The sequence below is a fragment of the Neobacillus niacini genome, from assembly GCF_031456445.1.
GTDB classification, from domain to species: domain Bacteria; phylum Bacillota; class Bacilli; order Bacillales; family Cytobacillaceae; genus Neobacillus; species Neobacillus niacini_I.
On sequence record NZ_JAVDUQ010000012.1, the window covers coordinates 20,599 to 37,895 of the forward strand.

The window sequence follows — 17,297 nt, forward strand, 5'->3', positions numbered from 1 at the left end:
ATTAAAAAAGCAATCGGCGGCTAGTCTCCGATTGCTTTTGTTTGTTCTTCTTCCCAATTCCAATTGATCTCTGTCCAGCTTTCCTTTGGATTAGGCAAACTGGCTTGATAGATTCCTCCCGCAATCGTCTTTGCCATTTTCATAACAAGATTTAAGCGTGTATTTTGCAATACAAAAAACTCCATAAATCCACTGACATTGACAATGCCAGTAATATGCAAATCTCCTACTTCCGGAAGCTCTTTGTTCACACCTGCCCCCGGTTTCACAGGTCCATCTCCGAGTTGGATAACACCCACATTTTTAACGCGGCCAAGGCAGGCATCAATTCCAATAATAAAGGGATTTTCATGCTTATTTTGAATTTCAGTTAATTTTTCTTTAAGATTGACCGCATGAATCGGTTCATCTAATGTTCCGTAAACGTAAAAGGATTGAAGGTTCTTCTCCTCTAACAGACTTCCAACAAGCGGTCCTAATGAATCTCCAGTGGAACGGTCCGTCCCAATGCAAACAAATACAATCGGACGATCAGATGGCTCGGGGATTTTTGAACGTAATTCCTCAGCAAGGTTTTCCACTGCTTGGAAATCATCATAGCTTATACGTGTTTTAGCTTTTCGATCAAAAAAGCCTGCTTTGAGATTCATTCGTTCCCCTCCAAAATTAAAAACACAATATTTTTATTAGTATACGGATTTTTTGGAAATTCTATACATGGAAGAATACAAATCTCTTTTAAAGCAGGAAAAAACTCAGTACTATAATAAAAAATGAAAACTTGTTAAAATAGGTTTTGGATAAAGGAAGGTGTGTATATGAGTTTTACCGAAAAGGGTATGCAAAAAATTGTAGATAAATTTCAAAATGAAGATACGTGGCTTACGCTTGGTGAAGGGGTACTAAAAATTATTTTGATTATCATCATATCAAATGTTTTAATCCGAATTGGTAAAGTGATGATTCATAATATCTTTAAAATTCGTAACCGCTCTCCATTCCGTACTGTTGAACGAAGAGAAGAAACGCTCTCAAAATTGCTGGATAGTGTTCTGACTTATGTTGTTTATTTTATTTCCTTTTTAATGATTCTTTCTGTATTTAATATTGATGTAAAAGCGCTGCTTGCTGGAGCGGGGATTGTTGGCTTAGCGGTTGGTTTTGGAGCACAAAGTCTTGTTAAAGATATACTTTCGGGCTTTTTTATCATTTTTGAAGACCAATTTGCCGTTGGTGACCATATCCGGGTAGGAGAATTCGAAGGGAATGTCGAAACGATAGGATTAAGAACGACGAAAATTAAAAGCTGGACAGGTGAAATCCATATACTTCCAAACGGCAGTATTACCCAGGTAACGAATTTTTCCATTAATAATAGTGTGGCTGTTGTCGATGTGGCGATTGCTTATGGAGAAGATGTTGAAAAAGCGGAGAAGGTTATTGGTGACCTATTGGAGACATTACCGGACCATTATGAAGATTTAATTAAATCACCAGAGTTGCTCGGAATTCAAAATATGAGTTCAACTGAGGTGATTTTAAGGATTGTGGCGGAAACCCTGCCAATGAAGCAAGTCTATATATCCAGAATGATTCGTAAAGAAATCAAACTTCTCTTGGATCAGCATGGAATCGAAATTCCTCTTCCGAAGCTTGTTGCGTATTCAAATAGTACTGATCCTAAAAAATAAGGAAAGGAGTAATGGACCATGGAACAAAAGGAATTTACCCTCAATGATGTGGTGGAGATGAAAAAGCAGCATCCATGCGGAACCAATCGCTGGAAAATTATCCGAATGGGCATGGATGTAAGAATTAAATGTGAGGGCTGCGGCCACAGCGTTTTAATCCCAAGAAAAGAGTTTTCCCGGAAAATGAAGAAAATATTGGTGAAGCATGAAGAATAGTTCGTGCTTCTTTTTTTGTTATATTAAACTATAAGAAGATAGAGATAGACTCGGGGGTGGATGGTTTGGCAAAGGTTTATCAATCGGCTTGTCCGTTAAATTGCTGGGATAGCTGCGGCTTCCATGTGACAATCGAAGAAAATAAAGTAATCAAGGTGGATGGGGATCCGGCTCATCCGATTACAAAGGGGAAAATTTGCGGGCGCGGAAGAATGCTGGAAACAAGGACAAACTCCCCGCAGCGTTTATTATATCCGTTGAAAAAAGTAAATGGTGAGTTCCAACAGATTTCATGGGAGCAGGCTCTTGATGAAATCTCAAATAGGTTAAAGGATATTAAAGATACACACGGCTCTACGGCTGTATTACACAGCCATGATTACGCCAATAACGGGATTCTCAAGAACCTGGATCAACGCTTTTTTAATTGCTATGGCGGAGTTACGGAAGTCGTAGGTTCTCTCTGCTGGGGGGCAGGAATTGAAGCCCAGAGCTGGGATTTTGGAGAAGCCTGGAGCCATGGACCAAATGATGTATTAAACAGTAAAAATATTTTTATTTGGGGAAGAAACGTTACACGGACGAACATGCATTTTTTTGAAAAATTGCAGGAAGTAAAAAAACACGGTGCAAATCTCTTTGTGATTGATCCGATTTTTAATGCAACTGCCAAAATTGCGGATGAGTATATTACGATAAAGCCTGGAATGGATGGTCTCCTCGCTGCTGGTATTATGAAGGAAATGCTTCGGTTAGGGTTAGAGGATCGTCATTTTATTGAAAACTTCACACATGGATTTCAAGATTTGCTCGTGCTTCTTAATAGCATCACTTTAGAAAAACTAAGCGAAATGACCGAGGTACCCGTCCGGGTGATGACCAGGTTAGCAAAAGTATTTGCGGAAAAACCAACAGCCGTGTTTATGGGGCTTGGAATGCAAAGGTATGAAAATGGCGGTAATACGATTCGCTTAATTGATGCACTTGTCGCGATTAGCGGGAATATTGGGATTCCCGGAGGCGGTGCCAACTATGCTAATCGTCAAGTGGGTCAAAGCTTTGCATTCAATGAATTGACCCTTATTGAGCGAAAACAACAGCACCGACAGTTTCCAATTATGAAACAGGCGGAGGAAATTCTAACGGCAAAAGACCCCGAAGTTCAAATGATTGTAGTTACCTGCGGAAATCCACTGACACAGGTTCCGGATTCCAATATCGTTGCCCAAGCCTTCACTTCTGTCCCAACGCTTGTCGTGATTGAACAGTTTATGACAGATACGGCTAAACTGGCGGATTATGTGTTACCGACAACGACCGTTTTTGAGGAGGAGGATTTTTACTACTCCTCTATGTACCATCATTATGTGAACTATGGTCCCAAGCTTGTCGATGCCCCTGGGGAAGCAAAATCAGATTTGTGGATTTGGACCCAATTAGCTCAAAGACTTGGCTTCGGTGAGGCGTTCAACTATACAAGGGATCAATTTTTTTCCATGGCGCTAAACCTTTTAAAGGAAAATGGAATTTCTCTAGAAAAACTTAAGGAGCAACATGCAGTAGAACTGCCGGTAAAGAGGATTCCTTGGCAGGATCGAAAATTTAAAACGCCATCGGGTAAATTTGAATTTACCTCAACCTTAGAGAGGTTAAAGGACAAGGAAGGGATATTAAAATTGTCTTTACCGGATGAGTCTAAATGGAACAATCCAGATTTAGCTGAGCGGTACCCCTATCAATTATTGACTATTCACCCACTGCGATCAAATCATTCGCAAAACTATCAGGTGTGGAAGCAAACACCAAAAGTGAAAGTAGAAGTGGCTAAAAATATTGCGGAGAGCTTGCAGCTTGAGGACGGCGATTATGTCCGGGTTTGGAATGACCGTGGTGAAGTGAAAGGATATGTATCGATATTACAAATATCCCATCATAATCTGATTAATATTGATGAAGGAATTTGGAAAGAATTTGGCGGTTCGGTTAATAATCTGACTTCCAGCAGACCATCAGATAATGGACTTGGAAGTACGCTTTATGATTGCCTTGTTACTATTGAAAAAATAAAGGAGCTGCCGCGATGAGTTGCGGCAGTTTTTCTGTCCTTGTATTTTTAACGGTTGTTGCCTATAATTGTTAGAGGCTTTTTAATTAATTTTCAACTAATTTTTTATCATAGATAACTATCTATTTGAGGAGTGACATGAATGGCTTTAACAGCTGGTATTGTTGGGTTGCCGAACGTTGGTAAATCCACTTTATTTAATGCAATAACACAGGCAGGAGCGGAATCCGCAAACTACCCGTTTTGTACGATTGACCCCAATGTAGGAATTGTAGAGGTTCCGGACGATCGTTTAACAAAATTAACAGAACTCGTTCTGCCCAAAAAGACCGTTCCAACGGCATTTGAATTTACTGATATTGCTGGAATTGTAAAAGGCGCGAGCAAAGGTGAAGGCTTAGGTAACAAATTCCTATCTCACATCCGTGAAGTGGATGCCATCTGCCAGGTTGTACGCTGCTTTGCTGATGAGAATATTACCCACGTATCTGGAAAAGTTGACCCAATTTCCGATATTGAAACCATTAATTTAGAGTTAATTTTAGCTGATATGGAATCTGTTGAAAAACGAATTAGCCGGGTAGAAAAATTGGCTAAGCAAAAGGACAAGGATGCGGCAGCTGAATTTGAAGCTCTTTCTTTACTGCGAGAGGCTTTCGAAGCGGAGAAGCCTGCACGTACGGTGGAATTTACTGAAGAACAAATGAAATATGTTAAGCAATTGCACCTTTTAACGATTAAGCCTGTTTTATATGTGGCAAACGTTGGTGAAGAGGATGTTGCTGATCCATCTGGTAATGAATATGTTCAAAAGGTCCGCGAATTTGCTTCTGCGGATAACGCAGAAGTCATTGTAATTTGCGCGAAAATTGAAGAAGAAATTGCTGAACTTGAAGGGGAAGAAAAGCAAATGTTCCTTGAAGAGCTTGGGATTGAAGAATCTGGATTAGATCAGTTAATTCGTGCAGCCTATAGCTTACTTGGTTTAGCCACTTATTTCACTGCAGGTGTGCAAGAGGTTCGCGCCTGGACATTTAGAAACGGTATGAAGGCGCCGCAATGTGCTGGAATTATCCACTCCGATTTTGAACGCGGCTTTATCCGTGCTGAAATAGTTGCTTACGAGGATCTTTTAGCAGCTGGCAGCCATACCGCAGCGAAAGAAGCAGGAAAAGTCCGTTTAGAGGGAAAAGATTATGTAGTAAAAGATGGAGATGTTATTCACTTCCGTTTTAATGTTTAAAATAAAACCCCGCAGTGGCTGCGGGGTTTTATTATTCCTAAAATTGTACAAACTGTGAAGGTCGTTGCTTTTAATGGACACCTATGCTATAATCTTAACTTGTGAGTAATGAATAATTGCTCCTTGCCCAGTATGGGCCGTTTAGACCAAAAGGAGGTGACTGTGATGAATAAGTACGAAGTTATGTACATCATCCGCCCAAATATCGAAGATGAGGCTAAAAAAGCTCTTGTTGAGCGTTTTAACACAATTCTTCTTGAAAATGGCGCGGAAACTGCTGAAACAAAAGATTGGGGTAAGCGTCGTCTTGCCTACGAAGTTAATGATTTCCGCGATGGATACTACGAAATCGTTAAAACAACATCTTCAGCTGCTGCAGTTCAAGAATTTTCTCGTCTTGCAAAAATCAGCGAAGATATCATTCGCCATATCGTAATTAAAGAAGAAGCTTAAGATTTATATATATATTTCTGGTAAAAAATGTTTCACATGAAACATTACCGGGAGAAAAGGAGTTGATTCTGATGATGAATCGTGTCGTTCTTGTGGGCCGTTTAACAAAGGATCCTGAATTGCGTTATACGCCAAGTGGAGTTGCTGTTGCTACATTTACCTTAGCTGTAAATCGTCAATTTTCAAATCAGCAAGGTGAACGTGAAGCGGACTTTATTAATTGTGTGGTTTGGCGTAAACCTGCTGAAAATGTGGCGAACTTTTTGAAAAAGGGCAGCCTCGCAGGTGTGGATGGTCGAGTTCAAACTCGCAACTATGAAGGACAAGACGGAAAACGTGTTTACGTTACTGAAGTTGTAGCTGAAAGTGTTCAATTCCTTGAGCCTAGAAATGCATCAGGCGGCGGCAGCAGAAACGACAACGATTTATATGGAGCTCCTCCACGGGAACCGCAAGGCAACCCTTATGGCGGCGGCAATCAGAATCAACGTCAGAACAATAACCAAGGCTTTACACGTGTGGACGATGATCCATTCGCAGGTAATGGGCAGATTGACATTTCTGATGACGATCTTCCATTCTAGGTAAGCCTTAATAAACGTTACTATAAAAAAACATGAAGGAGGGAATTTTCATGGCAGGAGGACGCAAAGGCGGTCGTGCAAAACGCCGTAAAGTGTGTTATTTCACTTCTAATGCTATCACAAAGATTGATTATAAAGATGTAGATTTACTTAAAAAATTTATCTCTGAGCGTGGAAAAATTTTACCACGTCGTGTAACTGGTACTAGCGCTAAATATCAACGTAAACTAACAGTTGCAATCAAACGTGCACGTCAAATGGCATTACTACCATTCGTGGCTGGAGAATAAAGAGAAAAGCGGAAGTGCCTTGGCACTGAAGCTGGACAATAGTTGAAGGCAGCAGGATTTGTTCCTGCTGCTTTTTTATGTTTAATTTTTGTTAAGAAAATATTAATGAAACAATGCTATGGTAGAATATAATCAGGTAAAGAACAGCTAAGGAGGAGAAAAGGTTGAAAGTACGTAAAGCGATTATTCCAGCGGCCGGTTTAGGGACAAGATTTCTGCCGGCAACAAAAGCGCAGCCAAAGGAAATGCTGCCCATTGTCGATAAGCCGACGCTTCAATATATTATTGAGGAAGCTGTAGAATCCGGAATTGAAGAGATTTTAATTATTACCGGAAGAAATAAAAAATCGATTGAGGATCATTTCGATAAATCTGTCGAACTCGAGCTAGAACTCGAAGCAAGAGGTAAACGTGAGTTGCTAGCAGAGGTTCGCCAAATCTCTGAAATGGTTAATATTCATTATATTCGTCAAAAAGAACCTAAAGGGCTTGGACATGCGATTCATTGCGCAAAAAGTTTTATTGGCAACGAGCCTTTTGCTGTCCTCCTCGGGGATGATATTGTCTACTCTGAAAAACCGTGTTTAAAGCAAATGATTGAAAAATACGAGGAATATAAAACGACCATTCTTGGTGTCCAAGAAGTAGCCAATGAAGATACTGATAAATATGGAATCATTGAAGGAAAAGAAATTGAAGACCGAATTTACAAGGTTAAGGGTTTAGTAGAAAAACCTGCTTCAGGTTCTGCTCCCTCCAATATTGCTATTTTAGGTAGATATATAATTAATCCGGCAATATTTGATCTTTTAGAAAAGACAAAACCGGGAAAAGGTGGAGAAATCCAGTTAACCGATGCCCTAAAGGAACTTGCGCAAAAAGAAGCGATGTATGCCTATATTTTTGAAGGAAAAAGGTATGATGTGGGTGACAAGCAGGGATTCCTTCAGGCTACGGTTGAGTTCGCCTTACGAAGAGAAGACCTTAGGGAAGAGTTTCTGAATTACTTACTTAAGGAGCTAAAGTACAATGAGCTGCTAACCATCAAATAATGTTCGATGCCGAAAAGCCGAGAGATCCGGCTTTTCTTTTATTTAGCTGTTTTATTGAATTGAACCGATGAACTAGCTACAATAAAAAGTACAGGTTTGAGAAATATTAGGGGTGAAGAAGTGAAAAATGCTCGAATTTTAACAGAGGGTGCAATCCTTTTAGCAGCCTTTACTGTTCTTTTGTTATTAACGATTTATGTTCCACTCTTGGCGGTCATCATCAATTTTGTTTTACCGCTGCCTTTTATCATGTTTACTTCAAAGAATCATATTAAGTATACGGTAGCATTCTTTGTTGCGGCCCTTTTTATTTCCTTAATTGCTGGTTCTTTAATGGGCCTCTCGATTATGATGATTTATGGGACAACAGGCGCTGTTATGGGCTATTTGATTCAAAAAAATAAAGGACGGACAAGTATCTTAATTTCAGGTACCCTTACCTTTATGATTGGTTCTGTCATCCTTTATGTAATCAGCGTTGCCTTTTTCCAGTTTGATCTGTTTCATGAGCTTTTGAAAGCATATGAGCAGTATACCCTGCAATCGCAGGAATTGTTGAAATCGAGGATGACCGGGGAGCAATATGAAAAAATCGTAACCCAAAATGCGAACATGATGGACATGCTCCAAGTTTCAGCTCCCAGTGTGTTAGTTATGGGTTCAATTTTTTCTGTGTTTGCCATTCAATTGATTTGCTTTCCGATCGCGAAAAGGTTTGGGATATCGACGCCGACATGGGGGAAATTCAGAGAGCTTTCCATGCCAAGAAGTCTCCTCTGGTACTATTTAATTGTGCTGGCGGCAAATTTACTGTCTCATCCTCAGAAGGGTACTTATTATTATGCAGCCTTAATAAATTTAACCTATATATTAGAATTATTTATGGTGTTGCAGGGATTTGCCTTTCTTTATTTTCTTTTTCATCAAAGGAACATTTCAAAGGGGATCCGGGTGGTTATTACCCTACTGGCGTTTATACCAATTTTTCTTTCTATTATAAGAATTTTAGGTATAATTGACTTAGGTTTGGATTTAAGAAAGCGATTTGAGAAAAAAGAGTGATGACTACTGTTAGGAGCTGAAAAAATGCCTGCATTTTTGGAAAAACGTTCCATCCGTTATCCCTTTTACGGGTTAATAGCCGTTACAGTGGTGCTGCTCATAATCCTGTTTTTATATAATTGGATTCTAAGTTTGGCCGGGCTGTTATTAATGCTTTTTCCGTTGTACTATATGTTTGTCATTGATCATCGTCAAAGAAAGGAAATGGAAGAGTATATTTCTACACTATCCTATCGAGTGAAAAAAGTCGGCGAAGAGGCTTTAATGGAAATGCCGATTGGAATTATGCTCATTAATGAAGACTATTATATTGAGTGGGCCAATCCCTTCCTATCATCTTGTTTTGATGAAGATACACTAAATGGACGCTCCCTGTACGATATTGCCGATGCACTGGTTCCATTGGTGAAGCAGGAAGTAGAAACAGAAATTATAACCCTTCATGACCGGAAATTCAGAGTCATCCATCGGCATGAAGAACGTCTTCTCTATTTCTTTGATGTGACAGAGCAAACAGAAATTGAAAAAAAATACCATGATGAGCGAACCGTGATTGCTGTTATCTTTTTAGATAATTATGATGATCTTACCCAAGGAATGGATGATCAGACACGTGGAAGTATCAATAATCTGGTTACTTCCATCCTAAATAAATGGGCCCAAGATAATGGCATTTTCCTGAAAAGGATTTCTTCCGAACGGTTTATGGCTGTTTTTAATGAAAGTATTTTACATATCCTTGAAAAAGGAAAGTTTTCCATTCTCGATGAAGTAAGAGAAATGACCTCGAAGCATAATGTATCCTTTACTTTAAGTATTGGCGTTGGCGCCGGAGTCTCCTCCCTTCCAGAACTGGGGACATTGGCGCAATCCAGCCTTGACCTGGCACTTGGAAGAGGCGGTGACCAAACGGCGATCAAGCAGCCAAATGGAAAGGTAAAATTCTTTGGAGGAAAGACGAATCCGATTGAAAAACGAACGAGGGTTAGGGCTCGGGTGATTTCTCATGCGCTGAAGGATTTGATTTTAGCCAGTGATAAAGTCATTATTATGGGGCATAAAAATCCTGATATGGACTCAATTGGTGCTTCGATTGGAATTTATAAAGTGGCACAAATGAATCAGAAAGATGCTTATATTGTCATTAACTCGAATTCGTTAGAAACAGGTGTAGGGCGCCTGATGGAGGAAATTCGCAACCACGAACAACTTTATTCCCGTTTTATCGGACCTGAGGAGTCGTTGGAAATTGCGACGGATAAAACGCTTCTTGTGGTGGTTGATACCCATAAGCCTTCTCTTGTGATGGAAGAACGGCTGTTAAATAGAATCGATAATGTGGTGGTCATTGATCACCATCGCCGCGGAGAAGATTTTGTCCATAATCCAATTCTTGTCTATATGGAGCCTTATGCCTCTTCTACTTCCGAGCTTGTGACAGAGTTTCTTGAATACCAGCCGAAGCAGGTTAAAATTGAGATGCTCGAAGCTACCGCATTGTTGGCGGGAATCATTGTCGACACGAAGAGTTTTACTTTGAGAACAGGATCCCGAACCTTTGATGCTGCCTCCTACCTGCGGGCACATGGAGCAGACACTGTGCTCGTCCAAAAGTTTTTAAAGGAAAGCGTCGATACGTATGTTAGAAGATCCAAGCTGATTGAGTCAGTTTCCTTTTACAGGGAGGGAATCGCCATTGCCGCTGGGGATGAAGATGAAATCAATGATCAGGTTCTTATCGCCCAAGCGGCCGACACGTTATTAACGATGGAAGGCGTCATTGCTTCCTTTGTGATTTCTAAACGGGGCGAAGGAACAATTGGGATTAGTGCCAGATCGTTAGGCAACGTCAATGTTCAGATAATCATGGAAATCATGCAGGGCGGCGGCCATTTAACAAATGCAGCAACACAGCTGAATGGTGTTACAATAGAGGAAGCTGAAAAACAATTGAAACTGGCAATTGATGAATACTTTGAAGGGAGTAAAAAAGAATGAAAGTAATCTTTTTGAAAGACGTAAAAGGAAAAGGGAAAAAAGGGGAAATTAAAAATGTAGCAGACGGCTACGCACATAACTTTCTAATCAAGCAGGGGCTGGCGATTGAAGCAACACAGGGCAATATGAGTACATTAGAGGGCCAAAAGAAAAAAGAAGAGAAAGAGGCCGCCGAAGAGCTTGCTGAAGCGAAAAGATTAAAAGAACAACTGGAGAAAGTAACCGTTGAATTAACCGCAAAAGCCGGCGAGGGCGGCCGACTGTTCGGCTCCATTACCTCAAAGCAAATTGCCGAAGAATTACAGAAAAAGCATGGAATTAAAATTGATAAACGCAAAATGGAATTGGGCGACGCGATTCGCACACTTGGCCATACAAAAGTACCTGTGAAGCTTTATCATGAAGTTTTAGCAACATTGGATGTTCATGTAAAAGAAGTACACTAATTTTTTACAGTGTGAAGTCATCACTAAACATGATAGAATAGAAAACGTGAAGAAATGATGTGATCGGTTTTTTACTGGTCACTTTTTTCTTTGGAAGATAAAATATTGTAAAAACATCCTTCTCTAAATAGGAGGTTTTAATAGATGAGTGATTTATTTGCAGATCGTCTCCCACCACAAAATATGGAAGCTGAACAGGCTGTTCTTGGAGCGATCTTTTTAGAGCCTAGTTCATTAACCTTAGCTTCAGAAATCTTAATTCCAGAAGACTTCTACCGTGCCTCCCACCAAAAAATCTTTAATGTCATGTTAAAACTTAACGACCTTGGAAAAGCTGTTGACTTAGTCACCGTTTCAGAGGACTTGGCGGCTTCGAAGCTTTTAGAGGATATTGGCGGGGTTAGTTATTTAAGTGAATTAGCTGGTTCGGTTCCAACCGCAGCTAATATCGAATATTATGCGAGAATAGTAGAAGAAAAATCGTTGCTGCGCCGGTTAATTCGCACAGCTACGACCATTGCATCTGACGGGTATTCACGTGAGGATGAAGTGGAAACCCTATTAAGTGAAGCGGAAAAAAGCATCCTTGAGGTAGCACAAAGGAAAAATGCCGGTGCTTTTCATAATATTAAGGATGTTCTTGTTCGGACGTATGACAATATTGAAACGATGCATAACCGTGTTGGTGATATTACCGGGATTGCAACAGGGTTTACCGAGCTAGATAAAATGACTGCTGGATTCCAGCGTAATGACTTAATTATTGTCGGAGCACGTCCTTCAGTTGGTAAAACAGCCTTTGCCTTAAATATTTCCCAAAACGTTGCCACCAAGACGGGAGAAAATGTCGCGATTTTCAGCCTTGAGATGGGTGCAGAACAGCTCGTCATGCGTATGCTTTGTGCCGAAGGAAATATCGATGCCCAACGCCTTCGTACCGGCTCACTTACGGATGAGGACTGGGGCAAGCTGACAATGGCGATGGGAAGTCTTGCAGCTTCAGGGATTTTTATCGACGATACCCCTGGTGTCCGCATTAGTGATATTCGTTCCAAATGCCGCCGCTTAAAGCAGGAGCACGGCTTAGGAATGATTTTGATTGATTATTTACAGTTAATCTTAGGAAGCGGCCGGTCCGGCGAAAACCGTCAGCAAGAGGTTTCGGAAATTTCCCGTTCCCTCAAGCAATTGGCGCGTGAGCTTCAAGTGCCTGTTATCGCTCTTTCCCAGCTTTCCCGTGGTGTCGAACAGCGTCAGGATAAACGCCCAATGATGTCCGATATTCGTGAATCCGGTAGTATTGAGCAGGACGCGGATATTGTTGCCTTCTTGTATCGTGATGATTACTATGATAAAGAATCAGAGAATAAGAATATCATCGAAATCATTATTGCCAAGCAGCGTAACGGTCCGACTGGAACCGTTCAGTTAGCCTTTGTAAAAGAATACAATAAGTTCGTAAACCTGGAGACACGGTATAATGATCCTCCAGGTGCGTAATTTAGGTCAGCCATGATTTATGGCTGACTTTTTTTCTTTTCCAAGAAATTATAAAACGATTATCCAGCAAATGTTATTTAAAAAGATTTGGAAAATTGATAATATTATTTCTATAATATAGTTGTAGAATCTCAATGGTAAAACAGGCATTTACGTAGTTTATATAAAAGATTGAAAGTAAATGATAATAGGTGGTTAACCATGCACATTAATAAATTTGTAACTCCAGAAATTATTTTTGGCAAAAATGCAATAAGACAAGCAGGTGACGCCTGTTTGAGGCTTGGAGCGAAGAGAGTATTGATCGTTAGTGATTCTGGTGTTGCCAGGGCTGGATGGCTGGAAAAAGTAATGGATATTTGTAAAGAATCTCAATTACCTTTTGCCACATTCATTGATGTCACAACGGATCCAAAAGATACAGAAGTTGTTAAGGGTTGCCGCACTTTTATCGATCATGAGTGCGATGCTATTATTGGCGTTGGAGGAGGAAGCGCATTAGATGTGGCTAAGGCCATTGCTATACTTGCTTCTAACGGCGGAAAAATCAGTGATTATGAGGGCATAGATAAAATTGAAAAGCCCCTTCCTCCAATGATTATGATTATGACCACTGCCGGATCTGGCTCTGAAGTATCTCAATTTTCCGTTATTGTTGACTCGAATCGAAAAAAGAAAATGACGATTGTCTCAAAGACACTAGTCCCTGATATCGCGATTATCGATCCGTACACACTTGTGACAAAAGATAGTAGTTTAACTGCAGCAACTGGTATGGACGTTCTCACACATGCAATTGAAGCTTATGTGAGCATAGCCGCAACACCACTTACAGATGTCCAAGCTAAAAATGCAATTACCCTAGTTTCAACTTATTTGCGTCCATCTGTAGCATCTAAAACAAATGAAGAAGCAAAAGAAGCAATGGCAATGGCCAGTTTACAGGCCGGACTTGCCTTTTCAAATGCCATCTTAGGTGCTGCTCATGCAATTTCACATTCAATAGGGGGGAAATTCTCCATATCACACGGTGAAATCAATGCCATTCTACTTCCTTATGTAATGGACTTTAACTTTATTGCGGCTCCTAGGCGGTTTACAGAAATGGCGGAATTGATGGGAATTGATACAAGAGGCTTGACACAACGGGAAGCTGGGAATGCAGCCATTCAATTTGTGAAAGAGTTATCGCTTGATATCGGGATACCTAAACGGTTTAGGGAAGTAGGCATTACGGAAGACATGATGGATGTAATAAGCCAAACAGCGCTAGAGGATGCTTGTATGATTACCAACCCCCGTGATATGAATCTTGAACAAGTTAAAAGCATACTAAAAAACGTATTATAAGGTGGTGAATAATTGTGCTCGAGGATAAACATGAAATGATTGCATTGTTAACCGGCGTGAAATCTTCTAAAAAAAATTATTACATAGAATTAAAGCAGACAGTCGAACAATTGAAAAGGAAAAATATGCAGCTGGAAATCATGAATGAAGTGATGAAGAGCATTAAAGTTGATATGTCATTGGAAGATATTTTGAAAAATATGATGAATAAATTAAGCTTGCTGGTCCGTTTTGATCGTTGGAGTTTGTTGTTGTTACGTAATGATAACCTTACGCTAACAAATGTTTATCCAGAAGGCAGCCACTGTTTGGAGATAGGATCTGTTATTCCAAATAAGGAATCCCTCTATTGGTCTACATTAATAAATAGACAAATTATCTTTCAACGATTAAATGACCCTTGTGCCAGTTTTTATGAAAAGGAATTTCTTACTGCTCTTTGCCTAAAAACCACTTTAGCATTGCCTATTTATAGTAAAAATAAAAAAATTGGGGTTTTAAGTATCGGCCGCCATCATGAATCTGACTGGAGTATGGATGATCTTGCTTTTTTAGAGCAACTTACAGATCACCTTGCAGTTAGTATTGAAAATACCGAATTGTACAACGAAGTATCGCGTGCAAAACAGGAGTGGGAGGATACGTTTAAAGCCGTCGATGATATGATTATGGTTTTTAACAAAGAGTTAAATGTACTTCAGTGTAATGATTCCGTAAAAAAATTTTTTAATGTAAGCAAAAAAGCTGATATTTCCTTGTTAGAGGAGCATTGTAAGACACTTGTTGGAGAAACTTTTGATTCCCAAAAAGCAGGTTATAAAGAAATTTATCTCAATAATCATTCGACATGTGAACTATACACCTATCCGGTACACAATAATGACGGGCAGATTTATGGGGTCATTGCCTATATCAAGGATGTAACAGAAAAGCGAAAAATGGAAGTGCAGTTGCTTCATTCGGGGAAATTAGCCGCTATAGGAGAAATGGCAGCCGGTGTAGCCCATGAATTAAATAGTCCCTTAACCGCTATTTTAGGAAATTCTCAACTTTTACTACGGAATGCAACAAAGAATGACTCATCATTTCCCCTGTTAAATGATATAAAGAATTGTGGGGATCGCTGTAAACGGATTATTAAAAGTCTACTCACCTTTTCCCGACAGGATGAGTACATATTTGACTCTTGTTCATTAAACACAGCAGTAGAACAAGTGCTTAATCTTTTAAAATATCAATTAGAAAAAAAACAAGTCATAATAAAGCTCTTTCTTCAAGAGGATTTGCCCTTGATTGAAGGAAGTCAGCCACAGATTGAACAAATTATTATTAACTTACTCCTAAATGCAAAGGATGCACTTGAGTATTCCTCTATTAAAAATAAGGAAATCATCATAAAAACGTCCCTTCATTTGAACGAAGTTACCTTATCCGTTATAGATAATGGAATTGGTATTGAAGAAAACAGATTATCTGAAATTTTCCACCCTTTTCATACCACAAAAGAGTCAGAAAAAGGAACCGGATTAGGATTATCCGTGAGTATTGGTATTGCAAAAGCACATGGGGGGATTATCGAGGTTACAAGCAAACTCAACAAAGGGAGTACATTCACATTGAAATTGCCTCTTCAACCATCAAAATTAGTAAGGTGATATCATGACAAAGTTATTAATCATAGATGATGAAAAAGAGGTCGGAAACTTTCTATCCCGCCTTTTTACATCGAAAGGATACCATGTCAAGGTGGTTAACAGTGGTAAGGATTTTTCAGCCATAGACTTTTCTGGGCAAATTTTTCATGTTGCGATGATTGATTTAAAGCTGCCTGATGCCAATGGTCTATCTTTATTGCAGCAGTTAAAGCAATTACAGCCAGGATGCAAGATCATCATTATGACGGGGTACAGTACAATTAAAACAGCCGTCGACGCTATCAAGCTGGGAGCAAGTGACTATATTGAAAAACCGTTTGATGATATTGATTTATTGGAAAAACAAATTGATAATCTGTTAGTTTCTAATATTACCTCCACTGATGAACATATTAAAGAAATAGCTGGTGAAGTGGGGCTTATTCTAGGAAAAAATGAAACAATGAATCAGTTAATCCAAACCGCCTATAAGGTAGCTAGTAAAAATGTAAATGTCTTAATTGAAGGTGAAACCGGAACAGGAAAGGAAGTACTATCCCGCTTTATTCATCAAGCAAGCCAACGAAGTCATGAAGCGTTTATCGGAGTAAATTGCGGAGCAATCTCTGAATCTATTTTAGAAAGTGAACTGTTTGGCCATGAAAAAGGGGCATTTACAGGAGCAACACAGAAGCGAAAAGGTCTATTTGAAATCGCCAGTAAAGGGACTCTATTCCTTGATGAAATTGCCGAAGCCTCTCCTTCCATCCAAGTGAAGTTACTTCGCGTGCTAGAAACACGCGAATTCATGCGTGTCGGGAGCGAAAGCATAATTCGTACTCATGCCCGTTTAGTTGCCGCAACAAACGAAAACCTTCAAGAAGCAGTTCAACAAAGGAAGTTTAGGGAAGATTTATTTTATCGCTTAAATGTCGTTCATTTAAAAATTCCGCCACTTCGGGATCGAAAAGAAGATATTCCTTTATTGATTGATTCCTTCTTACAACGGTATCCAAACATGGAAATTACCTTTTCAGAGAGTGCAATTGAAGCGTTAAAAAATTATGACTGGGCAGGTAATATCCGAGAGTTATCCAACTTTATTACAAGAATCATTACTTTAACTGATTCAAGTCGTGCTGTCATTAATGCCGATGATTTACCATTACCCAAAAATATTTCTGAATCGTCTATTCCTGTAAAAATAACGAAACACCTAAATACAGAAAGGCAGGAGCGGAATCTTGAAAGCAATTTGCAAAAATGGACAAATGAAATTCTTACCGTCTTCGAACAAACAGAGGGGATTGGTTTAGAAGAGGTTCTCTCACTGGTTAAACAACTTGAGCTACAAGCGGGGAAAGCTTTTATTTTACGAGCATTAGAAGAAACATATGGAAATCGAAAAGAAGCTGCAAAAAGATTACAAATTACGATGAGAAAACTTCGTTATCTCTTAAATGAGAAAGGTGATGTAGATTTAAAATAAAGTTTGATAATTTGTAAAAAAGCTCGATAATTTATAAAAAAGATTGATAATTTAAAATAAAGTTTGATCAAAAGTCCTGTATCAATGCAGGATTTTTTTGTTCCGTAATCGGGCCAGATTGTGGAGGACATCATACAGAAATAGATAATTAATTAAGGTTGTGTATGAAGTACTTTAACTTTGTTTTCATAGAAAAAAAGATTGACAGAATAGGTTGTTTAATT

Annotated in this window: 16 protein-coding genes; 15 read left to right on the plus strand and 1 reads right to left on the minus strand. The window is 39.4% G+C overall.

Translation table 11 applies throughout. The features are described from left to right. Nucleotides 1–20 precede the first annotated feature (20 nt). Nucleotides 21–650, minus strand: coding sequence for a spore protease YyaC (yyaC, locus tag J2Y67_RS12035; protein ID WP_310174286.1), 630 nt, complete (start codon nt 648–650; stop codon nt 21–23). Between the two features lie 168 nt (nt 651–818). Here yyaC and J2Y67_RS12040 point away from each other — a divergent pair, with 168 nt between their 5' ends. From J2Y67_RS12040 to J2Y67_RS12110, 15 genes are all read left to right on the plus strand, one after another. Then, nucleotides 819–1,691 carry a mechanosensitive ion channel family protein gene (locus tag J2Y67_RS12040; protein ID WP_310174288.1) on the plus strand — a complete coding sequence of 291 codons (873 nt, stop codon included), beginning with the start codon at nt 819–821 and terminating at the stop codon, nt 1,689–1,691. A gap of 18 nt (nt 1,692–1,709) precedes the next feature. Further along, complete coding sequence (locus J2Y67_RS12045; RefSeq protein WP_310174290.1) at nt 1,710–1,907, plus strand: DUF951 domain-containing protein; 198 nt, start codon at nt 1,710–1,712, stop codon at nt 1,905–1,907. 65 nt (nt 1,908–1,972) lie between these two features. Then, a complete protein-coding gene (locus J2Y67_RS12050) occupies nt 1,973–3,991 on the plus strand; it encodes a molybdopterin-dependent oxidoreductase (protein ID WP_310174292.1) in 2,019 nt (672 codons plus the stop codon). Between the two features lie 123 nt (nt 3,992–4,114). Further along, nucleotides 4,115–5,215: a redox-regulated ATPase YchF gene (ychF, locus tag J2Y67_RS12055; protein WP_310174294.1), complete on the plus strand. Its 1,101-nt coding sequence runs from the start codon at nt 4,115–4,117 to the stop codon at nt 5,213–5,215. A 165-nt stretch (nt 5,216–5,380) separates the two neighbouring features. Continuing rightward, nucleotides 5,381–5,668, plus strand: a complete 288-nt coding sequence (rpsF, locus tag J2Y67_RS12060) for a 30S ribosomal protein S6 (RefSeq protein WP_310174296.1) — start codon at nt 5,381–5,383, stop codon at nt 5,666–5,668. 71 nt (nt 5,669–5,739) lie between these two features. After that, nucleotides 5,740–6,252, plus strand: coding sequence for a single-stranded DNA-binding protein (gene ssb, locus J2Y67_RS12065; protein ID WP_310174298.1), 513 nt, complete (start codon nt 5,740–5,742; stop codon nt 6,250–6,252). A 50-nt stretch (nt 6,253–6,302) separates the two neighbouring features. Continuing rightward, nucleotides 6,303–6,542 carry a 30S ribosomal protein S18 gene (gene rpsR / locus J2Y67_RS12070; protein WP_223595362.1) on the plus strand — a complete coding sequence of 80 codons (240 nt, stop codon included), beginning with the start codon at nt 6,303–6,305 and terminating at the stop codon, nt 6,540–6,542. Between the two features lie 164 nt (nt 6,543–6,706). Beyond that, nucleotides 6,707–7,594: a UTP--glucose-1-phosphate uridylyltransferase GalU gene (gene galU / locus J2Y67_RS12075; RefSeq protein WP_310174300.1), complete on the plus strand. Its 888-nt coding sequence runs from the start codon at nt 6,707–6,709 to the stop codon at nt 7,592–7,594. A gap of 120 nt (nt 7,595–7,714) precedes the next feature. Beyond that, nucleotides 7,715–8,656, plus strand: a complete 942-nt coding sequence (locus J2Y67_RS12080) for a YybS family protein (protein ID WP_310174302.1) — start codon at nt 7,715–7,717, stop codon at nt 8,654–8,656. 24 nt (nt 8,657–8,680) lie between these two features. After that, entirely contained in the window at nt 8,681–10,654 is a 1,974-nt protein-coding gene (locus J2Y67_RS12085; protein ID WP_310174303.1) for a DHH family phosphoesterase, read from the plus strand. Beyond that, nucleotides 10,651–11,100, plus strand: a complete 450-nt coding sequence (rplI, locus tag J2Y67_RS12090; protein WP_310174305.1) for a 50S ribosomal protein L9 — start codon at nt 10,651–10,653, stop codon at nt 11,098–11,100. Before J2Y67_RS12085 ends, rplI begins: the two co-directional genes overlap by 4 nt. A 144-nt stretch (nt 11,101–11,244) precedes the next feature. Then, a complete protein-coding gene (gene dnaB, locus J2Y67_RS12095) occupies nt 11,245–12,600 on the plus strand; it encodes a replicative DNA helicase (protein WP_310174307.1) in 1,356 nt (451 codons plus the stop codon). Nucleotides 12,601–12,801: 201 nt separating this feature from the next. After that, nucleotides 12,802–13,950: an iron-containing alcohol dehydrogenase gene (locus J2Y67_RS12100; RefSeq protein ID WP_310174308.1), complete on the plus strand. Its 1,149-nt coding sequence runs from the start codon at nt 12,802–12,804 to the stop codon at nt 13,948–13,950. Nucleotides 13,951–13,985: 35 nt separating this feature from the next. Then, nucleotides 13,986–15,605 (plus strand): ATP-binding protein, encoded by a 1,620-nt coding sequence (locus tag J2Y67_RS12105; RefSeq protein ID WP_310174448.1) that lies wholly within the window; start codon nt 13,986–13,988, stop codon nt 15,603–15,605. A 4-nt stretch (nt 15,606–15,609) separates the two neighbouring features. Continuing rightward, nucleotides 15,610–17,073 (plus strand): sigma-54-dependent transcriptional regulator, encoded by a 1,464-nt coding sequence (locus J2Y67_RS12110; protein WP_310174310.1) that lies wholly within the window; start codon nt 15,610–15,612, stop codon nt 17,071–17,073. The last annotated feature ends 224 nt before the right edge of the window (nt 17,074–17,297 follow it).